We start from the raw sequence: 26,988 nt of genomic DNA, 5'->3' as shown, positions 1-26,988 counted from the left end.
TCACCTCATCTGATCCCAACCTTATGAAATTACTTCGCGCCTGCCGCAGATCCATCAGCACGTCGATGATCGTACTCGTGGCATTCTGGCAGATTGCCCAACCCTTGCAGGCCGCCACATTCTACTGGGATTCAGATGCCACGGCGGCGGGCAACACCACCGCCGGAGCGGGCCTTGGTGGCGCGGGAACCTGGGATGCCATCACGGCCAACTGGTGGGACGGTGTTTCTGCAGATGTCGCCTGGCCGAACAGCACCGACACCGCCATCTTTGCCGGTACGGCGGCTACCGTGACGCTGGGCACGGGGATCAGCGCCGGCGGGCTGACGTTCAATTCAAACGGGTATTTGATCATTGGCGACACTCTCACACTGACTCCGGCTTCTGGCGTGGCTTCACCAGTGATTGCGGTGAATAACACAGGCAGTGGCACCAACCGCGCAACGATTGACTCCTTGGTTGCGGGGTCCAACGGTTTGACGAAGACAGGCAATGGCAGCTTGGTGCTGTCGAACAACTCCAACTCGTTCTCCGGTGACTTGTCCATCAAGCAGGGCCAGTTGGTCGTCACGAACGCCGGGCAGCTCGGCACGGGCACCACGGCGATCTCCGTCACGGGCATTGCCAATACCGGCAACCCCGGTTTCTCCGGTGGTGCATTGCTCGTTCAGGGTGCAGGCACTTCAGCATCAAGCACCGGCCTCACCATCAACCGTGAGATTAGCATCTCTGGTCGTGGCCCGAACGCGGTGAATGCGACTGGGGGGGTGGTCAGCATTGGTTACAACACTTTCTCCGGCGGACTCACCCTGGCTTCGGCTGCCACAGAGGCGCGCGCTTACGCGACTCACGGCACGACGACGGTGAGCGGCACCGTGAATCTGGGCACTGGCGCGGCACAGGTGTTCTTGGGCAATGGCAACTGGAACGTGTCTGGTCAGGTGACGGGTGTGGATGTGGCCAATGACCGTTTCGTCAAAAGCGGGAACGTCGTCGGCACGACCCTCTGGCTGCAGAATGCGAACAACAACTATGCGCAGTCGCTCCGCATTGATTCGGGCACGGTGCGCGTGGCGGTGAACAGCGCACTCGGTCTTAATCTGGGCACGCAGTCAGTGGATTTGAGCAACGGCACTCTTGAAGTCCGCACTGATGCGCCGGGCGGCTTTTCAACTCGCAACGTGTTTGTGCGCGACAACACCACCGGCAGCGTGTTCGTCGATCACGCCTTGGACGGCAACCTCAGCTTGGGCAACCTTTCCAGTTTTCAAAATCAAACGGTCGCCTTCCAGAATCTTCGGGCGACGGGCTTGAACAGCACCTTTAACTTCGCGGGGCGCAATGGATGGGGCGCCACTTTCTTTGGTGCAAGCGGCACGATTGCCGGCGGCGGCAACAACAATGCCACCATCAACAACAACTCCAGTGGAACCCTCACCCTTGATGCTAACCTCTGGAATCAGACTGACGGGTCGGCGCGCACTCTGAGCATCGGCGGCGGTGGGGAAACAATCGTGACAGGCAGGATTATTGCCAGCGGCAGCACTCACTCGCTCACGAAAAACAGCAGCGGCACCTTGACCTTTACCCAAGGCACGGCAGGCACGGCTTCCAACTTCACCGGTGATGTCACGATCAGCGATGGTACTCTGGCCATCCGCACCCTCGAAGTTCTCAACAACACCAATACCAACGTCCGCCGTATCATCTTTGGCAATGGTGCCTTGAGTTTCTTGGGTGACACTGGCACCGGTGCCGGAGAAACCTGGAGCAACAAGACCCTCGATCTCGGGGTGGTGAACAGCTATGTGCTGGCCAACCAGTCTGGCAGCGCACCGACCGCGCTCATCCTTCCCAACAACTGGGGTGCTGGCAGCAACGCCACGGGCAAGACGCTGAATCTTGGTGGCACAAGCGACCAGATCAACGACATTCAGGGGCTCATCACCAATGGCAAGGGCATCACCAATGTGATCAAATACGGCACCGGCACGTGGCAGTTGAACGCTCCCACGAATTACGGGTCAAGCGGGACAGTGACTATTGCCGCCATCGGCACCACTGCGAGTTCGACACTTACCCTAACCTCCGGCACGACTGCAAGCTTGGTTATCGGGCAGCCGATCTCCGGCTCGACTATTCCGGCAGGCACGGTCATCACGGGCATCCTTAGTAGCACCACATTCACGATTAGCCAGGGCGCAGCAAGTGTTGTGGCAGGAACTTATCCCATTGGTGTTGCCAGTGGGGCTACCGCCGTGTTGACCACCACGGCCGCCAGCACTGGAACTACTGCCAACCCAATCATTACGGTTGCCAGCACTGTCAATTTGGTTCCCGGCCAGCAGGTGACCCATGCGTCTCTGCCTGCCGGCCAGAATTGGTATATCCGAGACATCACTTCGGGCACAACGGTTACTCTTGTGAGCGGCATTGGCTCGACCATGACGGTCGGTGCGATCGCCTCCGGCCAGTCTGTCACGCCCACCCTGAGCACGAACTTCGGTGGCAACCTGTCTGTCACCAATGGCTTGCTACGTCTCAATGCCGCGTCGGCTTCCAGCGACATCATCAACAACACGAGCAACCTCGTTTTCGGCAACGAGGCTGTAACCAACCTCGGGAGTGCAGGGGGCACTCTGGAATACGTTGGCTTCTCCGGCGGCTCCAGCACGGAAGTACTGGGCCGTCTGAATCCTGCCGCAGGTCACGGCATTGTCAAAATCACCAACGGCACAGGAGCTGACACACTCACCTTCCTGGATTTGAGCCGCGCAGCGGGTGCCACGCTCGATCTCCAGCCCGACATTGGCACGATTGGCTTCACCACCGCGCCCACCCTTACGAACAGCGTTCTTCCAGGCTATGCCACCTTCAACGGCTTGGATTTTGTCACCCTGAGCGGTAACAACGCCGCGCAATACACCGGTGCAACTGCCTGGAGCGGTGCGCTCGCGCCCACCTCCACGGTCAATTACGTTATCGGCGGGGCCGCCAACAGCACTGGCGGTGCGGTGAATTCCCTTAAACTGACCGGCGGTGCCGCCCTCACCCTTGGCGCGGCGCTCCCCATCACCACCAACCCCGGCGGTTTGTTGTTTGATAACTCCGCAGGCACCGCCTCCATCACAGGTGCCTTCCAGTTGGGTACCACGGCTCAGGAACTGGTGGTCACCACCAACGGCACCTCGCCTGTAGTGGCACCCGTACAAGGTGCGGCTCTGACAACGGGCAATGCGTTGTCGATTGGTTCCGGTGCCTCCAATACCGTTATCAGCAGTGGCGCGGGATCTCTGACGAAAGCCGGCAACGGAACCTTGATTCTCTTCGGCGGCAATGCTTACACCGGCAACACCACCATCAACCAGGGTGCGATTCAGTTGTCTGGCTCCGCCGCGCGCCTCGGGACCATCTCGACCGTGGGTAACATCACCACCATCCGGCAGGGAGGCATTCTCGACATCAACGCCGCCGGCGCATCTGCTGCGCTTTATACGGGTGGCACCACCTATCCGGTGACCACAATCGGCAGCCTCTCGGGATCGGGCATGGTGACCAACAGCGGCAACGGCAGCGCCACCCAGGCGACCTTGAACATCGGACTGCTTGGCACCACGACCTCCAGCGCCACCTTTAGCGGTGCGCTTCAGGATGGCACGGGCCTCTTGAACGTCACCAAGAACGGCACCGGCACCCAGGCCATCGTCGGGGCGAAGACCTACACAGGTGTGACCACCATCAACGCAGGCACTCTCGCCATCACGTCCATTGCCAATGGTTCTCTCAGCAGTGGTCTCGGCGCTTCGAGTAATTCGGCTGCCAACCTCATCTTCGGTGGAGGCACCCTGCTCTACACCGGTGCCAACACCTCGGGTGCCGGCATCTACCAAACTACGCAAACGCCGTCCACCAGCACAGATCGTCTCTTCTCGTTCGCCGGCAACGCTGTCATCCAATCCAGCGGCACTTATGGCAATGAAACGGGCGCGGCGGGCACGGGTGCCAACCACGCCAGTCTTATTTTCAGCAACACAGGCGCGCTCGAATTCCTCACTGGCGGTGCCAAAACGCTGACCCTCGGCGGCACATCCATCGGTGACAACGTCTTCACCCCGCAGATCACCAACAACACCATCGACTCCTCGGCCACTGCCCTGACCAAGGCGGACGCCGGCCTCTGGATTCTCAATCCTTCCTCCGCTAACACCTACTCGGGCACGACGACGATTTCCGGCGGTGCCCTCCGTGCGATGGACGGCACGGGTCTTTCCTCCAACAGTCTCTTGACCATCAATGGCGGCGTTCTGGAAACCTCCGGCACCTTCAGCCGCGCCCTGGGCAGCACGGCGGGAACCAATCAGGTGCAGCTAACCGGCGGTGCCTCCGGCTTTGCCGCCTCCACCTCGGACCGCCTCGTGGTCACGCTCGGCGGCGGTGCCATCACTTGGGGCGGTGCCACCTTCAATCCAAGCTCCCTTGTTCTGGGCTCCTCCACCGCGCTGGGTGAGACGGAAATCACGAACGACATCAACCTCGGCACTGCGGCCCGCACCGTGACGGTAAACAACAACGGCAACACCGGTGCCGCTGTCACCACGGGCATCCTGTCCGGTGTCATCAGTGGTGGGGCGGGCGGCACACTGACCAAGAACGGTGGCAGCCCTTTGATTCTCGGCAATGCCAACACTTATGTTGCCAACACCATCCTGACGGGCGGCACCCTCATCGTCAGTTCCTTCGGCAATGCTTCCGGCACCACCTCCAGCTCCCTCGGTGCCAGCGGCGGCTCTATGGTCTATAACTCCAATGCCACCTTGGACGGCTTGGTTTACGTCGGTGCGGGGGAAACAGCCAGCCGTCCATTGGTCTTCAGCACCGCTCTGACCGCCTCCCGCACCCATCGCCTCGACAGCTCTGGCAGCGGTGCCCTCGTGCTCAGCACTGTGACCAACAGCAACACGGGTGCCTTCACGATGACTCTGGACCTGCGTGGCTCGAACGCGGACAACAACATGATCACCTCGGTGCTGGCGAACAATGGCACCAGCCTTCTTGCCGTCACAAAATCGGAGGGTGGTGTATGGGTGCTCAATCCTACTGCGACCAATACGTTCACCGGTGCCATCACTGCTGCGGGCGGCCTTCTCGGTCTTACCTCGAACGGCATTGGCACTGCTGCCAACATCACCATCAGCAACGGTGCCATCTTTGCCTATGGTGGCGCGCTGACCACCAGCACGCCAGTCACGGTGGGCAACAACGCCACATCAGTCATCGCCGGTCAGAATGCGATCACCATCAACAACAATGTGACCAAGGCTGCTGGCAACAACACGACAAGAATCAGCAACAACTTGGAAGGTGGGGCGCTGCTCACCATCAACGGCAATTTCATCAACCTTGAAGCCGCCACCACCGGCGCGACCCAGAGCTTCGAGATCCGCGGCTACGGCTCTACACTCTGGAATGGCGCAATCACCGAAAACGCGGCGGCGGGCGGCAAGATCGCCTGGAACATCGCCATCGCCAATGATGCCTCCTTCACCATGAGTGGCGCGGCCAATACCTACACGGGAGTCACAACCCTGAGCCAGGGCACGTTGATCCTGAACAAGACTGCAGGCGTGTCGCCGCTTGGCACGACATCATCATTCGCGTTCAATGGTGGTGCGGTTCAGGGCGGCATCGCCCTCACGGGCACGAGCGCGATCAACACGCCGATCACCCTCGGCGGTGATCCGGCCACCTTCAGCGGGACGAACAGCATCGAGTTGACCGCCGCCACATCGCTCTCACTGGCGGCTAGCCGCTCATTGATCAACAACATTTCCGGCGGCTCGCTCACCATCACTGGCAACATCTCGAACACCGCCGCCTCCACACTGACCGTGTTCGGCACTGGCAACACCACGCTCAACGGCATCTACGCCGCAGGCACGGGGGCCAACGGCCTCGCTTACTCTGGCACCGGCACCTTCACCTCGACCGGGGCCAACACCGCCACCGGTGCGCTCACTGCCAACCGGGGCACCCTCGTCTTGGGCGGAGCGAATGGGGTTTGGACGGCAGGCACTGTCGCCATCAACGCGGAGGGCACCCTGCGGCTCGACAACAGCGTTACAAACAACGACAATCGCCTTTCCAACACGGGTGCGATCGCCATGTCTGGCGGCGTGCTGGACTTCATCGGCAACACCACCACGGAGGCTGCGGGTGCGCTCACCGTTACGGGAGCCAGCAGCATCAACATGACTGGCGTGGGCAGCAACAGCCTTACTTTCTCGGGTGTCACCTTCACCGGCAGTTCCGCGCAGTTGGATGTCTCGGGAGTCACCAGCCTGGGCGGCAGCAACAAGATTTTCTTCACCACGTCCACCGGTCTCGGGATCGTCCCTGCCACCAGTGGCATCGTGCCCCGTGTGATGATTGCCGGGGACTTCGTGAGCTACAACCATGACGGCGTTTCGGCCAACGCCAATGGCCTCCAGGCCTTCACTGGCTACAACGTCTCGAACAACCTCAACACCGCACTGGCGACCGATACGCTGAATGTCACCGCCAACGCCGCGCTCCTCGCCAGCCGCACCCTCAACGCCGTCAAGATCAACGGCACTGGCCTCACTGTGGGCACGGCGGGCCGGACGCTCACGCTGACTTCCTCGAACATCCTCAACACCGGGGGCAACAACACTCTCACCGCCGCCCAGATCGTGCAGTCTGCCCAGGGCTTCATCCAGGTGGACTCCGGCACCACGCTGGATGTGAACGCCTCTTTCACAAACACCATCCACAAGACAGGGGCCGGCCAGATGGATCTGAACACCCAGACCTTCCACAACACCACCACGAACGTCTCCGGCGGCACGTTGCAACTCAACGGGGGGCTGAACACCCTCTTTGCGGCGGGTGCGGGTACCGTGGGAGCACTCAGCGTGGACGTGGGCGCCACTCTCGACCTCAATGGCAACACGCAGTATGTGGGCAGTCTTTTGGGAGGCGTACTCCCTAACACCGCCGGCACGGTCACCACCAGCACCGGCACCGCCACCCTGGTAACCAACGGCGGCGGCACCTTCGCGGGGCAGATCACCAACAGTGTGAACTATGGCCGCATCGGCGGCAGCACGGTTGCCTTGGAGTCGGCGAACCCGTACACCGGAGCCACGATGCTGCTTGGCGGCACGACCACCTTGGAAAACGACGCCACGATCCTCAACACTTCCAGCATCGACATCAACTATGCCACGCTGACCCTGAGCAACAACACCAGTCTTCAGACGCAGAACAACAACCGCATCGGCGACACCGCCCCCATCACCCTGCGCGGCGGTTCGATCATTTACACCAGCCGTGTGAGTTCAACGGCTGCTGAGACTCTCGGTGCACTGACCATTGCCCAAGGGGCAAATACAGTCACGGCCACTGCTTCAGCTGGGACATTTACCACCGTGGACCTCACCTTCGCCAGCCTGACCCGGACCAGCAACAGCACCCTCAACTTCACCGGCACCAACCTTGGCCAGCAGGGCAACAACGCCCGCATCGTCTTCACCACTCCGCTCACCACCGTGCTCGGTGGTGCGCTCGGCGCCTGGGCCATTGCCAACAGCACCGACTACGCCGCCTACAACGCGGGCAACGGCATCGGCATCGTCGGCCAGGGTGGTTACACGGGGTATGACGCGGGCTTCGGCACCGGCCTCATCACCCAGATTCCCGCCACCGCCGTCACGAACAGCATGCTCGGCTTGGCGAACAGCACTGCGGACACCACCACCACTGCCATGCTGCGCATCGCCGGTGCTTTCACCAATGACATCTCCTTTGCCGAGGCCAATGACATCCTGAACCTCGAACTCGGCGGCCTGCTGCGCAGTGACAACAACACCACCACCGCCCTCGGCACCACCGCTCTGCGCGGCGTGCTCACCGCCGGCGGCACGGAAACCAGCGGCACCCGCGAACTCATCACCTACAACGCCCAGAGCACCATCACCATCAACTCCGTCATCGCCAACAACGGCTTTGGCAATGCCGTCCGCCTCGTCAAGGATGGTGTCGGCGCCCTCACCCTCACCGCCGCCAACACCTTCACCGGCGGCACGGTGCTCAACCGCGGCACGTTGAACATCAGCCCCACCACGCCCGGGGATGTCGTCGTTCCCGCGCTGGGCGGATTCACCATCAACGGCGGCGTCACGGGAACCGGGACGACAGCGAACCTGACCGTCAGCAACGCCATCGGAGCCACGACGGATCTGACCTTGAACGGGCGTGCCGCGCTCACGGGTTCGGCATCGGTGAATCAGACCCTCAACAGCATCACTCTCAACAACAACGGTGGTGAAGCCGCGCCCACGGTCACCATCGGCACCGGCGGCACCTTTACCCTGTCCAGCAGCAGCCCCATCACCGCGACCAGCAGCAACGCCGCCACCACTGCCACCATCACCGGCGGCACCCTGGCGCTCGGCTCCGGCACCAAGACCATCAGCGTGGCCCCCATCCAGATCGGATCCCAGGTTTACACGATCAACCAGCCCACCCTCGCCATCGCCTCCGTCATCACCGGCACCGCCACCATCACCAAGAGCGGCAATGGCGTCCTTCAGTTCGGCGGGGCGAACACCTTCACGGGTGGCGTGACCACCACAGGCACAGCGGGCGGCATTCTATTGGCGGCGGATACGAACATCACCACGCGTGTTGCCGCTGGTCTTGGTGCTAACGCCACCGCCTTCTTGAATGGCCCCGTTGGCACGGGCACCCTGACCCTCGCTGCGGGCAATGCCCTCCTGACCAACGACGCCGCCCGGACCATCGTGAACGACGTGGTCTTCCAGGGCGACCCCACCTTCCGCAACACCACCACGGGCACCACCCGCATCATCACGCTGAACGGCCCCATCACCACGCCCAACGGTGCGCTGACGATCAACGTGGACAATCCCTTCGTCACTGCCGCGCTCCAAGGGGCGATCACCAACATCGGCTCCATCACCAGCGTGACCAAGACCGGCCTCGGCAACCTCGTCATCAATCTCACCGGCGCGACCGGCACCCTGCCGGTGACGATGAACGACGGCGGCACCCTCAGCATCATGCACGACGGCGATGGCGATGTGCAGAACGAGGCCATCAACCTTGGTGCCATCACCATGTCCGCCTCCCCGCCGAACCTGACCATCGGCCGCTCCGGCCAGACCGTGCTCTTCAACCAGGCGGTCAACAAGATCATCACCCCGACCAGCTTCTCCTCGGTCGCCAACGGCATCCTGCTGACGGCCAACAACGGCTATGGACTCGTGGTGTCGGATGCCGTGGCCCTTTCAACCCTCACGGGTGCAGGCCCAACTTTCAACGTCGCTGGGGGTGCGAAGAACTCCAACGTGGTGGACAGCATGGAGCTGAGCGGGCAGATCACCGGCGGAGCCACCGGTGCTTCGAATGTGGTCCTTACCAAGACCGGCAACGGCACCTTGAAATTGAGCAATGCCACCAACACTTTCGGCGGCACCAGCGCCATCATCGACGTGACGGCGGGCATCCTCTCCGGCACGAGCAACGGGGCCTTTGGCGACACGTCCAACGTCATCCGTCTCAGCCAGAACTCCACCACCAATGGCCTGCGCTTCGATGGCGGCACAGCCTACACGCTCACGGGCCGCACCATCATGCTCAACGCTGCTGCCGTGGGCATTGATGTGTCGGCAGGCACCACCGCCACCCTCGACACCGCCTTCACCTTCAGCGCGGCGGGCAATGAACTGGCGAAGAATGACCTGGGCACCCTGGTCATCACGGCCAACAACAGCGGTCGCTCGGGCATCACCCGCATCCTCGGCGGTGTCGTCCAGATTGACAATGCCGACGCCCTCGGCAGCGGTCAGATCATCGTGGCTCCCGGTGGAGCTGGTGGTGCCGCACTTTGGCTGACGGGTGGTATTACCCTGACGAACGCCATTCAGCAGACTGTAGCCGGAAACTCCCTGAACGGCATCAATGGCACCGGAGGCATTTTCTCCGCTAGCGGCAACAACACCGTGAACGGGGCCCTCACGAACTCGGGTGCATCCACTCAACTCTATGGTGCGGCCAGCGGAGCTACGCTGAACATTGGTTCTAGCTCCTTCAATACCCTAGCCAATAGTCCGCAATTCATCGCCGTGGGCTCGGGCATCATCAATCTTGCCGGTCACAATTCCAACCAGTCTGCGAATACGAAGTTCGGCACGGGCACCCTGAATCTTACCGGCACCGCCAACACCACCAACAGTTGGACAGTCTCCCAAGGCACGTTCAACATCAGCGGCGCAGGCCAGCTCACCGGGGCCACGGGCAACATCATCGTGCAGAACAACGGCTTGCTGAACATTGACGACACCACCGGTGGCCCGCTCACCCGCATCGGCGGCACCGCGCGCACCCTGACCCTCAACGCCGGCAACTTCGCCTACACCGCCAACGGCGGCGCGGTTTCCGCTGAGACCTTCGGTGCCCTCACCGCCGGCCCGGGTGGCAACAAGCTGACCCTGACCAACGCTGGCGGATCCAATGCCACGCTGACCTTTGCCTCGCTCGCCGTGCCCAGCACGGGCGGTCACCTGCTCTTTGAGAGTGCCCAGACCTTCAACGCCACGACCAATCGCGTCATCTTCACCACCACGCCGGTGGTGGCGACGATGCCTGCCACGTTTGTCAGCACCAGCCCCGTCAATGCCAATACGGTTGCGGGCGATGGCATCATCCTGCGCACCATCGTAAAGGACGCCGCAGGCACCAACTTCGCCACCTACACTGGAGCGGGGGCTGCCGGAAACCTCAGGGCCTACTCGACTTACACCGCCATTGATGGCACCGGCACTGGCACCGACTTGGGGTTCACCAATGTGAATGGTGGCACCGCGTTCGGCATGAATGCCCAGGACGCAGCCACCGTGACCGGTGGCCGCAATGTCCTCAACATCACCGGCGACACCGTGGCGCTGAGCAACCCTGGCCTGAACCTGCGCACGACCAACGCCCTCAGGATCGAAGGCAACAACACGGACGTGACCTTCGCCACCTCCGGCGGCACCCAGCTTGCCATCAACACCGGCATGATCCTCGCCACCGGCACGGGCCAGACCATCGGCAGTGCCTCGCTCGTGGCCACCGACTCCGCACCGGCCATCTTCTTCGGCACGGCCCCGCAGCCCGCCGCAGCCAGCGCCGCAGCCATCGTTTTCACCAGCGTCGCGGGTGCGATCTCGGTGGATACGGGAGCCACGCTCGCTGTGAACGCCGCGTTCTTCAACACCCAGGACGTCACCAAGAGCCTCGGCGGCAGCCTCACGTTCAACACCAAGCAATACTTCAACGCCGGCAACAACTTCTTCTCCGTCCTCGATGGCTCTGTGACACTCGCGGGTGGCACGAACACCCTCTGGCAGGGCGCGCAGGGCGGCACGGCTGGCCAGAACCTCGCGGTCGGCCCCGCTGGCACGCTGAACCTCGGCGCCAACGCCCAGATGGTCGGTGAAATCAGCTCGCCGAACCGCTTCGCCTTCGCCGGCTCCGGCGGCATCATCACGGGCACGGGCACGCTTGTCTCATCGAACAACTCCGGCAGCACGGCCGCCTGGGGCGGCAGCATCCAGGGCGCGGGGCTCTACTTCAACAAGGCGGCTGCCAACAGCGCCACCTTCTACAGCGACAACACCTACACCGGCGCCACGCTCCTCACCGGCGGCACGTTGACCCTGATTGACGAAGCCCGTCTCTCTGGCACCACCAGCATCAACATCAGCGGTGCCACGCTCACCCTCAACGACAACGGAACCACGACTCACACGAATCGCGTCAATGATGCTGCAACCATCGCGCTGCGCGGCTTTGGCGCCCTGATCCTCACGGGCCGCGACCTGACGAACACCACGGAAACCTTCGGCGACATCACCATCGCCCAAGGCGGTGGCAACCTCCAGGTGGGGCTTGGGGCGGGCACGGTTCGTTCCACCGTCATGGAGTTGGGGAACATGACCCACCTGGACGGTTCAATGCTGCTGCTCAACACCCCGGCGGGCCAGATGGGCAGCAACACTCGCATCGTGGTCGCGAACGGCAGCAGCCTCCTGATTAACGGCATCATCCCGTGGATCAACTCCGGTGGCGGGGAACTCGTGAGCTATGTGGAGCCGACGGCGGGAAACGCGGCCGGTGGACTCGCGCCGCTCGGCAGCGCCGGTTACCAGGGCTACGACGGCACCGTGCTTCCCACGGCCAGCAATGCGACCGGAAACTACAAGGTGGCCACCGCAGCAATCACTCTGCCGACTGGCGGACTGAACATCAACGCCCTCAACCTCAATCCGGGTGCGACCCAGACCATCACCTTCGGAAACGGCTCGAACACCGTGACCGATGTGATGAACCTCACCGCAGGCATCATCATCAAGACTGCCAACTTCAATTCCAACATTGGTGCGGTGGTGGACAACGGTCGTCTGACCGCCGGTGGTGCCGTGGATTCGGCCCTTGTGGACCTCAACTTCGTGGTGACGGCGGCGACTGCCAACCCGGTTGTGCTCAACGCCCGCGTGGTGGACAACAGCACGGAACTCGTGCGCCTGACCTTCACTGGCTACAACACCGGTGCGCTCCAGATCACGAACGGCGGGAACACCTACTCCGGCGGCACGGTCGTCAACACCACGAACGGTGCCAACAACGGCTTCCTCGACCTGAACGTGACCGGTGCGAACGGAACGCTTGGCTTCTCTGCGATTCCTGAAGCGGCCACGCTGGCTGACTCCCTCATCATCAACGGTGGCACTGTCCGTCTGCTCCAGGCGAACCAGATTGACTTCGACATCACTCCGGTGATCCGCGGCAACTTCGCCACCTTGAACCTGAACGGCCAGAACCAGACACTCGCCGGCCTGATTTTTGACAATAATGGCGGCGGCACTGTGGCCAACCCCCCGGCGGTCATCACGGGTGTCGGCATCCTGAAGCTGAACGGCGACATCACGGCCAGTTCCAGCAACACGGGAACCGTTTCCACCATCTCTGGCGCAGGCACCGGCGGCATCGCCTTGGATCTCAACGGGGCCACCCGCACGTTCACCGTCAATCCCGTGACCATCAACGGCAACACCACGGTCGCGAATGTCACCCCGACGCTGCTCATCAGCGCCCCGATCAGCAGCACCACGAACCTCGCCACCACCGGCGTCATCAAGTCCGGCAACGGCCTGCTCCAGCTCTCCGGCGCGAGCCTCTTCGGTGGCGGAGTGGATGTGCAGGCGGGCGGCCTCGCCGTCGGTGCGAGCACGAACGTCACCACCCGCGACGGCATCACCGGCGTGGTCAGTGTCTTTGCCAGCGGCCCCGTCGGCACGGGGGCATTGACCATCGGTGCGGCTGGGACCTACCTCACCTCCGCAGGTGCGTTCACCTTGAGCAATGCCGTGACCCTCGCCGGGACGCAGCTCACCTACAAGGGCCTCAACAGTCTTGCTCTGCACGGCAACAACACGACGACCACGTTGCTCGGCAATACCACGGTGACCGTGGAGGCTCCGCAGGCGGTGCTGACGCTCAACATGCTGCTCGATGACGGTGCAAGCACCTTCGGCATCTCCAAGGAAGGTCTGGGCACCCTCATTCTCGGCAACAACAACACTTTCGGTGGTGGCGTCACCGTCAACGCCGGCACGCTGGCACTGGCCGGCCTCAACGACAGCAACACCGCGCCGGTCTTCGCCGGAACCAACGCCACCATCGGCGACGGCGGCGTGCTTGCGCTCACCAACAACGGCACAGCCAGCAACGGTCTCATCACCTACGCGAACAACGTCGTGGTGGGCGGATCGCTCACGACCGCGAATCTGCACATCGGCAACAACGGGGCCAACACGGGCAACACCATTGTGCTCAACGACATCACACTCGACGGCGGCCAGATCCTCAACGTCTCCAGCGCCAACGGTTATCAACTGCGCCTCGTGAATGTGAGCGGTGACATCTTTGGCGGCTCGATTCCGATGATCAACCCGGCGGCAGGCACCACAGTCATCATCTTCGGTTACACTGGCGACAAGCCCATCAACGTCGGTCAGGGCACCCTGCTCTTCACCGACCAGATCCAGATCGGTACCACCACCACGCTCAACAGCGGTGCCCCCATCACCCTCAGTGGGGCCTACCCGCTCCAGATCAACAGCGCCGTGCTCAGCGGCGCGAACATGACCAGCTTCGGCTACAGCAGCGGCGGCCTGAATGGAGCCTTCGCATCCTTGGCCAGCGCGCCCACCGCCGCTGTCAGCAGCCAGGTGGCTGGAATCGGCTTCTCGGCCTCCAACTTCGTGGTGAGCCAGCTTGCCGATGGTTCCTTTGCGAACCGCCCTTCGGCCACGGCAGCAACATTCGCCAACGGAGCGGCGGCATTCTCCGGCTTCATCAACATCACCAATGCGGGTGATTACACCTTCCGCTCCGGCACGGATGACGGCATGACGCTCTACATTGACGGTGTGGCCATCGCCAGCGATGCCTTCGGTCACGCGTTCACGGACTCCGCCGCCATCACCACGACGTTGACGGCAGGCTTCCACTCCATTGTTTACAAGCCGACCAACGGTAGCGGTGGCGGCGGCTTCCGCCTGCTCTATTCGGGCGCGGACACGGGCGGTGCCTACCAGTCCATCGCCGCCTCCAACCTGAACTACACCACGGCGGCTCCGACGTCGGCGAACGGCTACAACGGCGCGGCCATCATCAACACCGCCTACTACCTGCCCAGCGGCAGCGCCACCATTGACACCTTCGGCACGCAGTTCGGCGTGGTGGTGGATCCTCAGGTTGCGAACAGGATCGACACTTCTGGCACCCAGGGCGCAGGCAACTTCGCGATGGTGCTGGGCAACAGCTCCATCCTCAACGTCACCAACGGTGCCACCGGCAGCTTCGGCACCGGCTTCTTCGGCGTGGGTGGCGAGACCTCCATCGGCACTGGCGTGATCCTGGCCACCACCAACATCGGCACCACGGCCGCTGCGGGGACGCTCAATCTCATTGGCCCCATCACCCAGAGCGGCACCGGGCTCGTCACGGGCACCGGCACTAGCGGGGCGCTCATCAAGACCGGCCAGGGCACCCTCATGCTCGGAGCCGACAACGCTACGGCGGGCACCTTCACCGGCGACCTCGCCATCCAGGACGGCACGGTGATGCTGAATCATGTGGGTGCGCTACCTTCGGGAGTGGTGACCGTTTCGGGAACGACGCTGGCAGCCCAGGCCGCCGCCACGACCACCTCCGGCTCCGCTGTCATCACGGGCATCTCTTCCACGGCCTCCATGCAGCAGGGCATGGCCGTGACCGGCACGGGCATCCCGGCGGGTGCCTACATCGTCAGCGTGGACAGCGCGACGCAGATCACCATCTCGCAAAGCGCCACCGCTTCGGGGGCCATCACCAACCTCGTGGGTGCGACCAACGGCATGTTGGACATCAACGGCTTCAGCATCAGCAATGCGCTGACCATCAACGGCACGGGCACGGCGGCCTTGGCGGGCAACTTCAAGGGTGCCATCTGGAACAGCAGCGCCACCGCCGCGACCCTCAGCGGCAACATCACCATGGGTAGCAACTCCTCCATCGGTGGCCGGGGCAACATGACCTTGAGCGGCATCGTATCAGGCACCGCAGGTTTTACCAAAACGGGCAACAACACCCTCCTTCTCAGCGGCGACAACACCTACGTGGGCACCACCACCGTCAACCTCGGCACCTTGCAGCTTGGTCACGTCAATGCCTTGGGCACCTTCGGCGCGACCATCGTCAGCGGCGCAGTGCTTGATCTAAACGGCCTGACCATCACCGGCGAGGGGCTGACCATCGCGGGTGCGGGCTACGGCGGCTCCGGCACGGTCTCCGGCGTCGGCACGGTCAGTTCCCTCGGTGCTTTGATCAACTCCTCCAACACGGCGGCCACTTGGTCCGGCACGGTGGCGATGAGTGCGGCCACCAGTATCGGTTCCAACCGCGTGAACGCCACCTCGGGCGTGGCCACGGCGGGTGACATCACCCTCGGTGGTGCCGTCAGCGGCGCGTTCACCCTCACCAAGGTCGGCAACAACGTCCTCACCCTCACGGCGGCCAACACCTACAGCGCCACCACCATCAACCTCGGCGCGATTGTCGCCAGCGGTGCCGGCACACTCGGCAATGCCGGCACGATCACGCTGAACAACGGCACCTACACCGGCATCGTGCCAAACACACGCCTGACGCTGGACAACATCTCGGGGGCAGCCAGCAGCGTGCGTCTCGGCACCCGGCCCGTCACCTTGAACGGCGGCCATCTGGAGTTGCTGGGCCACGGCAGCACGGCGGTGAATGAGACGTCGGGCACTGACCTGCAGATTGCCATCAACCTGGCCCATAACCTCATCACGTTGGACAACAACGGTGCCAACCTCCGTATCACCACCACCGGCACCGGCACCTTCTCCCGCGCGAACAACGCCACCGCCTTCGTTCGTGGTGATGCGCTCGGACAGGGCGTCGGGGCGACGAACACAAACATCATTCTGGCGACCACCACTGCGCCGACCAACTTTGTCGGCATTGTCGGACAGACGGACACTAGCGGCATTGAAATGCGCATCTACCCATGGGCCATCGGCGACACGTCAGCGACTAGCGACGGAACGACGGCCACGACGCAGTTCCTTACCTATGACACTACAAATGGTCTGCGTCCATTGAACCCAAGCACTGAAATGGCGACCGCCTTTGGCGCGGACGACAACATCCGTCTTACTGGAGCCTTGAACTCCGGTGCCGCCGCCACGGGCATCACCTCAAACAGCATCAACTCGCTCACGTTCGAGAACGCCGGTCCGTTCACCGTCAACACCAACCGCAACCTTCAGATTGAGAGCGGCGGTGTGTTGGCCAAGACCAGCAGTTCCATCACGGGCGCGGGTACGCTGACTACGACTGCGGTGGGCACCAACTGGAACTTCCACACTTACGGAAGCGGCACTGTCCTCACCTTGGATGTGGCACTCGGTGGTCGTGTGGCTCCCACCACGGGTGGTCTCACCAAGACCGGCAACGGCAAGCTGTTGCTCAATTCCACCACGGGCAACAACTACACCGGTCTGACCCAGATCAACCTGGGCACCGTGGAGATCGCCACCGCCGCCCCGGACACCAATCCGCTCCTCTACCGCTTTGCCACCGCCCCGCTGGCCAATGCCACCACCACCACCGCCAACAACGACGCTCTCGTCATCACCGCTGGCGGCGTGCTTGAACTGAATGGCAATTCCCAGGTGTTCGGCGACCTGCTCAGTCGTAACGGCACCGTGGGCAGCGGCGGCATCATCCAAAACTCTGGTTCCAACGCCACCTTCATCACCAACGTCAACACGGCTCGTGACTGGACCGGCCAGATCAATGGCGACCTGAATTTCGTCAAGACGGGCGGCACACAGTTCACGATGCGTGACAACAACCAGTTCACCGGCAATCTCACCCTTCAGGGCAGCATCACCGCTCTCGTGGACCAGGGCCGCCTCTCCGGCATGGGCGCTGGCGACACCATCAGCATCCGCAACTCCCTCCTGCGCTGGGATGATTCCGGCATCCAGGGCATGAGTAACCGTATCGCCAGCACGGTGGCCATCCAGCTTGATGGTGGTGCCTTTGAATACATCAGCCGCAGCAACACAGTCGGAACCGTTACCCTCGGCAACCTTTCCTTGGTGGGAGGCAACTCCGTGCTCCGCGCCAACGTCGGCGGTGCCGGTCTCGGCCAGGCCACGCTCAATCTTGGCGGCACCTTCAGCCGTGCCACTGGCTCCACCCTCACCTTCACGGCGGGAGCGGGCATCGTGGGGGCGAATCCGTTCTTTACTGCGACCGCAGCCGGACTCACCACCAACACCAATGGCATGGTCGGCGGCTGGGCCACGGTGGTCACTGCGGACGGGACGACGGCCACCAACAATGCGGAGTTCGCCGTTTACGATCCGGTGGTGGGCATCCGCCAGATGAACCTCGTGGAGCAGAACATCACTTTCGCGACCTCCACTGCCGCGAGCAACTTGCGCTTCAACGGCACGCAGACGGTGACCGGTGGAGGTCAGACTGTTAACTCGGTGACGATGAACGGCGCGGTCTCCACCCTGGTGTTCGCGGCAGGCACCGACACCCTCACGGTCACGTCCGGCGGTATCCTTGCCGGCGTGGACAACAACGCCCGCACCATTGGCTCCGCCACGGTCCGTGGCCGTCTGACCACCACTGGTCCTGAACTGTTCCTGCATGTCGGTGACAACACCCTGACCGTGCATTCGGACATCGGTGCGAACAGCACGGGCACGTTTGACTTGGTGATGACGGGTCTGAGCCAGACGGGGAACGCTCCCGAAATCACCCTGACCAATGCCAACACCTACACTGGCACGGCTTACGCGAACGGCGTCATCCTCAATCTGAACAACCAGACCGGCTCCGGCAATGCCATCACCGGCAACCTGATCATGACCGGCAGCACCAACAGCGGTGGGGACACCGGTGTCGTGGCCAGTTCCACCACCCGCAGCCTCTTCAGCCAGCAGATCGCGGATACGGCGACGGTCACGGTGCGCGGTGGTGCGCTGTGGGATCTGAACGGCTTCAATGAAACCGTCTCGAAAGTGGTGTTCAACTCCCAGGGCGGCATCACCGGCAGCGCCCATATGCTGACCGGTTCAGGCACCCTGACGCTCACCGATACCGCTGACACCATCAACGCGACCAGCCTTGATGATGTGCGTGTCATCCCGACTGTCAGCGGCAGGCTCAGCCTGCCCGGCGCCGCCACCATCACCGTGGCGGACGTGATGGGCGGCTTGACAGCGGTCAGCGGCACCGCCGGCCAGTCCAACAAGCAGATCGGCCTCGCGCTCAACTCCAACATCACGGCAGGCGGCACCATCAACAAGGAAGGCGCGGGTGTGCTCCAACTGGGCGGCTACAGCAACCAGACACTCACGCTGAACGTGAACAACGGTGCGCTCGTGCTCGGTCCGAACACCAACACTGCCGCCTCCAACTACGCGAACACGACGGTGAGCCTCGCCAACGCTGGCACCATCCTCGACATGCGCGGCAACACGAACATCGCTGTCGGCACCATCAGTGGTGTGGCGGGCACGTTCATCAAAAACTTCAACGTCAGCACCGCTGGCACCTTGGTGACTGGAAACAGCAGCAGTGGCACCTTTGCGGGCACCTTCCTGAGCGATTACACCTCCGGCCTGCTGAATGTGACCAAGATCGGCTCCGGTGACTGGACGCTCACGGGCGACAGCTCAGGCAACCTCCTTGGCACCCTGACCATCCTCGGTGACGCCGTCGTGCTCGACCAGGCCACCGGCAAGCTCGGCTTTGTCACCACCAACCTCGGTGAAGGCGGTGTGCTCACCCTCAACAGCGCCACGGATGCCATCAGCAACCGCCTGGGCGGGGCGCAGTCCATCCAGTCAGGCAGCGCGGACCGCGTCCTCAACAACCGCGGTGGTGTGCTCAACTACCAAGGCAGCACTGCCGGCGCAGTGGTTGAGACCCTCAACACTGTCACCAACGTCGCCGGCCAGAGCCAGTGGAACCTTACCCAGAACGCCAGCTTCCAGACCCGCATCAGCCTCGGCACCATGACTGCCCAGAGCGCCACCAATCAGGGTTCGCTCATCCTGAACGCCGGAGCCACCGGCACTCTTGGAGGCGGTGCTGCCGGAGCCAATCGCGTGAACGTTATTGCCACCACACCGACTCTGGTCGGCACCAACCCGGCGGTTGGAGGTTCCAAGACCAACGGCATCCGTCCTGACATCATCGGTATCGACATCAGTGACACTGTGGGCGCTTTCGTGACTCACGATGCCAACGGCTACCGCCTTCTCACCTCGGCAGAATACCAAATCCTGCCGACGGGTGAAGGACTTGGAGCGCTCTATCGCGGCACCACCTTCGCTGGCACCACCACCACCGCCTCCATCTGGTTCCCAGGTGCTTCGACCTCGGGCTTGGTCGTGGGGCAGACCCTCAGCGCTGCGGTTAACGTCATTCCTGCCGGAGCCACGATCACTGCCATCGGCACGGATACGGTGACCTTTGTCCACGCCTCCGTGGCCGTGACAGCGGGCCTGAACCGTTTCAATTACATCGTGCCCACGACCGTGAATGCCAAGGCCACAGGCAGCACGAGCATCCAGAACGCTTCGACCATCCAGAGCCTCACGCTCGAAAGCGGCGGCGGCATCGGTTACTTCGGCGGCGGCAATTTGACCGCCACCAGCAGCCCGAACGGCCAGTTCTTCGGCTACAATGGCGCGCTCAACACCCTGACCATCACCAGCGGCGGCATCGTCGCCAACGCTGGCAACAGCGGCTTCTCCGGCGGCACCATCAGCGGTGTTGCCAACCCGGTGCATCTCCATGTGCTCGGCGCGGCCACCACCCTTAGCGTCGGCAGCACCATCCTCGGCTCCGGCGGCATCGTGAAGTCTGACGAAGGCACGGCCACCATTACCAAGAAGAGCTTCAACACCGGTGCCACCATCGTCAACAATGGCACCCTTGCGCTCGGCACCGGAGTCGGCCCGAATGCGCTCCTTGTCATCCCGACGGCCACAGTCCCGACCGTCGCCGACCTTTTCGTCAACAGCGGCTTCTTCGACCTCAATGGCAACAGCCAGGCCGTTCGCCAGATCACCCAGGGCAGCTTGAACGTCTACGCCAACAGCGCCGGCACCATCCAGAACCTCAGCGGCACCACCGCCACCCTCATCACCGTCCCGAATGCCGCCGCCACCTTCGCTGGCGCGATTACCGGTGGCAACATCAACCTCGACAAGCAGGGCGCTGGTGCCTGGACGCTCCTGAGCGCCAACAACCTCGGCACCGGCACACTGACACTCCGCAGCGCGGTGACTCTCCGCGACAACGGCACCATCGCCGCCACCGGGACGATCAACATGTCCTTCGGGTCGTTGACGCTCGACAACTCTGGCCTCGCCGTGCTCGGTGCCACCGCCCGCATCGGCACCAATGCCATCAACATGACCGGCGGCACGCTCTCCTTCCTCGCGGCGGATATCGCCGACACCCAGACCCTCGGCGCGGTCACCATCAACGGCGGTGCCAACGTGATCAACAACACCATCTTCGCCAGCGGGTCGCCGACCGGATCAAGCTCTGTGCTGACCATCCCCAGCCTCTCCCGCGGCGACACCAAAGCGACCATCAACTTCACCAGCGGTGGCGGCAACCTCGGCGGCCCCGTCGCTGGGGTTGTCAATGCGGCCAACGTTGCCACCCTCAATCAGGGAGCCAACCCGCAGATCGTCATCGCCGCCGCTCCGACACTTACCAACAACCTCATCGGCGGTTGGGCCGTGGTCAACGGCGCGGACTTCGCCGGCTATCGCTCCACCGTCGATCCCGTCACCGGTGCCTTCGGTGTCGGCTTCATCGGTTTCAGTGCCAACGGTGCCACACCTTTCGGAGCCTATGCGAACAACCTGAGCAACGGCACCGCGACGGATAACATCAATGACGGCGCGTCCCGCTCGGATATCACCAGCCGCACGGTGAATTCGCTGAGGTACAGCAACACGGGTGCAACCGCCGCCGCTGGACTCGTCATGCGCTCCATGGATCAGTTGATCAGCATCGGCACTGGCGGCCTTCTCACCAACAACAACGGGCAGGCGGTGAACTTCATGAATGGACGCTTCACGGCGGGCACGACGGCCAACTCCTCACTTTATGTGTTCGCCAACAACGGCACCACCCAGTTCCTCTCCCGGCTCGAAAACAACGGCGGTGGTGCGGTCAATTTCGTGAAGTCGGGTGGTGCAACGGTGGCTCTCCGTGTTGAACCACGGCTTGAACTAAATACCACCACCTCGGCCTCTCCGACGATCGACACCGCTGGTGCGCTGAGCACGGGTGCGAGCGGTGTCGCCGGTGTGGTGGTCGGCATGGGATCACCTGCCATCATGGGCATCCCCGCCGGCTCGATTGTTACCGCCGTCAACAGCGGGACGCAATACACCATCAATCAGAACGTCGGCACCGGTACCGGCACCAATGCCGACGCTTCCTTCACCGCGCCCACCTCGCAGGTGCTGGTGAACCAGACCCTGGCTAGCGGTGCTAACACCGTGACCGTCCCAGTCGGAACCGTGGTCTATCCCGGCCAGGTCGTCACCACCGCCGTGGGTTCCACCGGAACGCTCGCCGCGAGCACCACCGTTCTCAGCATCTCTGGCACCACGGTCACTCTCTCCGCCAACGCCACCGGCAATGGTGCTGCCACCCTGCTCTTCGCCCCGGTCGCCGCTCAAACCGCAGCCGCTCCAACCTTGACCTCTGGCGTGAATACCTTCTCAGTGGCAGCCAATACCTTGGGCCTGAATGTCGGTCAGATCGTGACGGTCACTGGCGGCACTGGCACTCTGCCAGCCAACACCTACATCACCGCTTACGATCAGAGCACTGGTTTGGCCACTCTCTCAGCCAACGCCCTCACCAGCGGCACACCCACGACGGCTAACTTCGCTGCCCCTGCGGAACGTTCCACACCGACCGCCACTACTGCCAGCAGCAGCACAGCGCGGGTGCTCAGCAGCCTCGGCATGTTTGTTGGTCAGCCCGTGCAAGGGCCGGGCATTCCGCTCGGCACCACGGTCGCCAGCATCGTTGATGGCACCACCATCACTCTCTCCGCCGCCGCTTCCGCCACGGGAACGGCCAACGCCTACTACGGCCTGTCCAATGCCATCGGTCGCACGGCCGTTGGCGCAACGACCAGCGCCAGTGCGTCCATCACGATGGCGAGTGCCGCACAGGCTGCAGGTCTCTCGGTGGGTATGTATGTCCAGGGCGTCGGTATCCCGCAGAACACCGTGATCGGCACCGTGAGCGGCACGACCATCACGCTGATCAACGCCACCACGGGCGCAGCGGTGAATGCAACTGCCACCCACGCCTCCAACAACCTGATCTTCGGTGCGCCAATCGCGAACTTCCTTGCCTCGACCACCTCGAACTTCACCACCACCAATGCCTCGGCCAACGTTAGCGCTGGTAGCACCGCAGGACTGGCCGTGGGAATGGCTGTGTTTGGAACCAATATCCCCAACGGTGCCACCATTGCCAGCATCACCAACGGAACCACCTTTGTCCTCTCGGCCAATGCAACGGGCACTCTTGCTGGCAATCCGATCACCTTCTCCGCCCCGCTGCCATACTTCTCCAATACCTATACGGGTGACACGGTGGTCAACCAGGGACTCCTCCAGATCGGCAACGCGGCAGCTCAGTTGGGTGGCATCCAGGTCCAGGGCAACCTGATCCTGAACAACGCCAACGCCACCCAGATCTCCAACAACGGCTCCATCGCCTCGACCAGCAGCGTTATCCTCAATGGCGGCAGCGTTCTGACCCTCGTGGGTGCCAACACCCTCAACAGCGTCACCTTCAACAACAACGGCGGCACCGCGACTCCGACGGTGACCGGGGGCACCCTGGTGTTCACTTCAGTGACGCCCATCACCGCCACCAACGACAACTACGCCTCGACGCCGACCATCGCCTCGACTGTCGAACTCAACGGCACCAGTCGAACGGTCACCACTTCAGGCGCGTCGCCAGTCAGCCTCGCCATCACCGGACCCATCCAGAATGTGATGGGCACGACAGCGCTCGCCGGCATCACCAAGGCAGGCAACGGTTCCCTCGCACTCACCAGCACGACCAGCAGCTTCAATGGTGGCGTCAATGTGGATGTCGGCTCGCTCATCATCGGTGCTGCCAGCACGCCAACCACGGTCGGGCTGCAAGTGACAGCAGGCCCTCTCGGCACCGGCACTCTGACGCTTGCCAATAACACCACCATCCTGGCCGACGGCACCGCCCGCACCATCGCCAACAACGTCATCGCCAACGGTGACTTCACCATCAACGGCAACAGCAGCGGCACGGGTTCCAACCTGACCCTCAACGGCACCCTCGATCTCGGTGGCGGCGCACGCTCCATCAACGTGAGCAATCCGCAGGCCACCGCCGCCATCAACGGCATCATTAGCAATGGCACTGGCTTCACCAAGACCGGCAACGGCACCTTGACCCTCACCCCGCAGACCCCAGGTGCGCTGAGTGCCACAGGTGCGGCTACCAACGCCACGGTGATCAACACCACGGCGCTGACCCTTAGCGCGTCGGCTGCGGCAGGTATCGTCGTCGGCCAGACCGTTCACGGCACTGGCATCGCACCGGGCACCACGGTTGCAAGCGTCGCCGGCGCAGTGGTGACTCTCTCTCAGCCCGCCATTGCCACTACCAATGCCGGCACCTTTGCCTTCGGCAATGCGGTCAGCCTCGCCGCCACGGTTCCTGCGGCTGGCACGAACATCAACGTGGGCGTTGGGCCTGCCGCGACACTGGTGATTGGCTCGACGGTGACTGGTTCCGGCATCGCTGCGGGCACCACCATTACCGCCATCAACACCGGCACCGGCGATGTGACCCTCAGCCTCGCCACCACCTCGACGCTTGCTTCGTTGCAGAACCTCACCTTCAGCGGTGCTGCCCCTGCCAACAGCTTCAACACCTACACCGGCCCGACCATCGTCAGCGGTGGTCTGCTGAAGTATGGCACCTTCGGCGCCATCCCGGTCACCTCCGCAGTGTCTGTGCTCAGCGGCGGCACACTCGACATCAACGGCGGCGGTGCCATCATCTCTATTGCTTCCCTGACGGGTGACTCAAGCACCACGGGCGGTCTCCTTACCACCTCGGCGACGACCGGCACCACCACCCTGCTCATCGGTGACGCCACCAGCACGGCATTTGGCGGCTCGATCACCAACAACGTCGGTTCCACGCTCAATGTCGTGAAGCAGGGCACCGGCACCCTTACGCTTGGTGGCCCGAACAGCTACAGCGGCTCCACCACCATCAACCGCGGCACCATCACTTCGGCAGCCAACAACACGCTGCCTGCCACCACTGCTGTCACGGTGAATTCCACCACTGCTGGGGAAACCGCCCTGCTCAACCTTGCAGGATTCAACAACAGCATCGCCTCCCTCACCTTCGGCGGCACCGGTGGCACGACCACCAGCACCAGTAATGTATCGACTGGAGCCGGCACACTGAACCTGCTTGGCAACGTGGCCTACGATGCCGCAGGCAACCCGCTGGCCTCAACGCTCTCCGGCAATGTCTCCTTCGGTGGCACCGCAGTGGGTGCTGGCCTGCCTGGCGCTGCCACTCGCACCTTCACTGTTGCTGACAGCAGCAGTGTCGCCGCCGGCTCCGCCGAGCTGAATGTCACCGCGGTCATCTCCAATGGCACTGGTGCCACGGACAATGTGATCAAGGCAGGCACAGGCACCATGGCCTTCAGTAACACCGCCAACACCTACTCCGGTACCACCACCATCAACGCCGGCACTCTCCAAGCCACCAAGCTTGACGCGGGCGGCAACGTCAGCAGCATTGGCAACTCCGCCGCCGCCCCGGCCAATCTCGTGCTCAACGGCGGTACCCTCGGCTACATCGGCACTGGCGCGACCACCGGCACCACGGACCGTCAGTTCACACTTGGCACAAGCGGTGGAGGCTTGGATGCTTCCGGCGCATCCGGTAGTCCGATGGTGTTCACCAGCACGACTTCTCCAACGCAACCGACTGCCGCAACCGCCCGCACGCTTGCTTTGAGCGGCACCAACACCGATGAGAACACATTTGCCACCCCCCTGGCTAATGCCGGTGCCGGCCTGACATCCGTCGCCAAGTCTGGCTCGGGAGTATGGGTGCTCAGCGGTGCCAACGTTTACACCGGCACCACCACGGTCAATGACGGCCAGCTCCACGTCTCAGGCAGCCTCAGCACCGGCGCGGTCACGGTCGGTGAAACCGGTGGCACGCTCATCAATGCCGCAATCCTTTCTGGAGACGGCACCATCGGCGGCACAGTCACCGTTGGCAGCGGCACTAATCCGACGCCGACCAGCGTGGGCATCCTCGCGGTAGGCGGCAGCTTGGGCGCCGCCAACGGCACACTGACGCTCACGGCGGACAGCACGACGGCGCTGACCGTGGCCGACGGCTCGCAGATCCAGCTCGGTGTTGCCAACCCGACCAACGCGTCCCTGATCACGTTCTCGAACGGACAGTATGAGTACAAAGGCGGCACTTATGCCAGCGCCTTGCTCCTGTTCAACAGCGCTGCGGATAACGATTCAGCCAATGGTGCTGATGGCCTTGAAGCCTTGGCCACCTGGAACGTGGCTCCGACCACTTCCACCAATCATGACCAGCTCAAGCTCACAGGTGCCACCACCTCGAACCTGTCCGTCGGTGCCCGGGCTTCTGCCGCGTATGGTGATGGTTCTATCCGCATCTTGGATGCAGGCCTGACCTCGGTCACTTATGGCCAAGTCTTCAACCTGATCGACTGGACGCAGGCATCGGACATGACTTTCGCCTACACCAGCGGGTTCATTGGTGGCGCCAGTCCGACGGCTGGCGATCTCGACCTGCCCGACATCACTGGCTTTGGAGGCCTGGCATGGGACACCTCAGCATTCGGTCGCTACGGCATCATCGTCGTGGTTCCCGAACCCAGCCGCCTGCTGCTGTTGATGTTCGGCCTGGTCGGCCTGATGCTGCGCCGACGTCGTCGTCGTTGAAACGCGTCCGCCGCGCCAAAGGCACTCAGTTTTCTAAGGAGCCGCTGATTAAAGCCACACCCAGAGCCTGGCTTTGTGTTCTCTGTGGCTCGAAATCAGGACGCCGCTACATACAGGTGGAAACGGCACAGAGAATGGCCTTCTGAATCAAGCCTCTGCGGCGTTCCAATCTGCGGTGCAAATCAGTGTTTCCCTAAGTCAGCAGGCTGCCTGGTTACATGGGAACCCTGCTGCTTCGTTGTTC

Annotated in this window: 1 protein-coding gene; it reads left to right on the top strand. The window is 62.8% G+C overall.

Annotated elements, in window-relative coordinates:
- The first annotated feature begins 23 nt into the window (after nucleotides 1-23).
- On the top strand, nucleotides 24-26,744 hold the full coding sequence (locus U1A53_RS05230; RefSeq protein WP_322279440.1) for an autotransporter-associated beta strand repeat-containing protein: 26,721 nt from the start codon (nucleotides 24-26) through the stop codon (nucleotides 26,742-26,744).
- Nucleotides 26,745-26,988: the final 244 nt, after the last annotated feature.

Origin of the sequence: Prosthecobacter sp., assembly GCF_034366625.1 — a bacterium.
Classification (GTDB): Bacteria; Verrucomicrobiota; Verrucomicrobiia; order Verrucomicrobiales; family Verrucomicrobiaceae; genus Prosthecobacter.
Note: the sequence above shows the minus strand (reverse complement) of the source record. Positions and strands in the feature narration are given on the sequence as shown.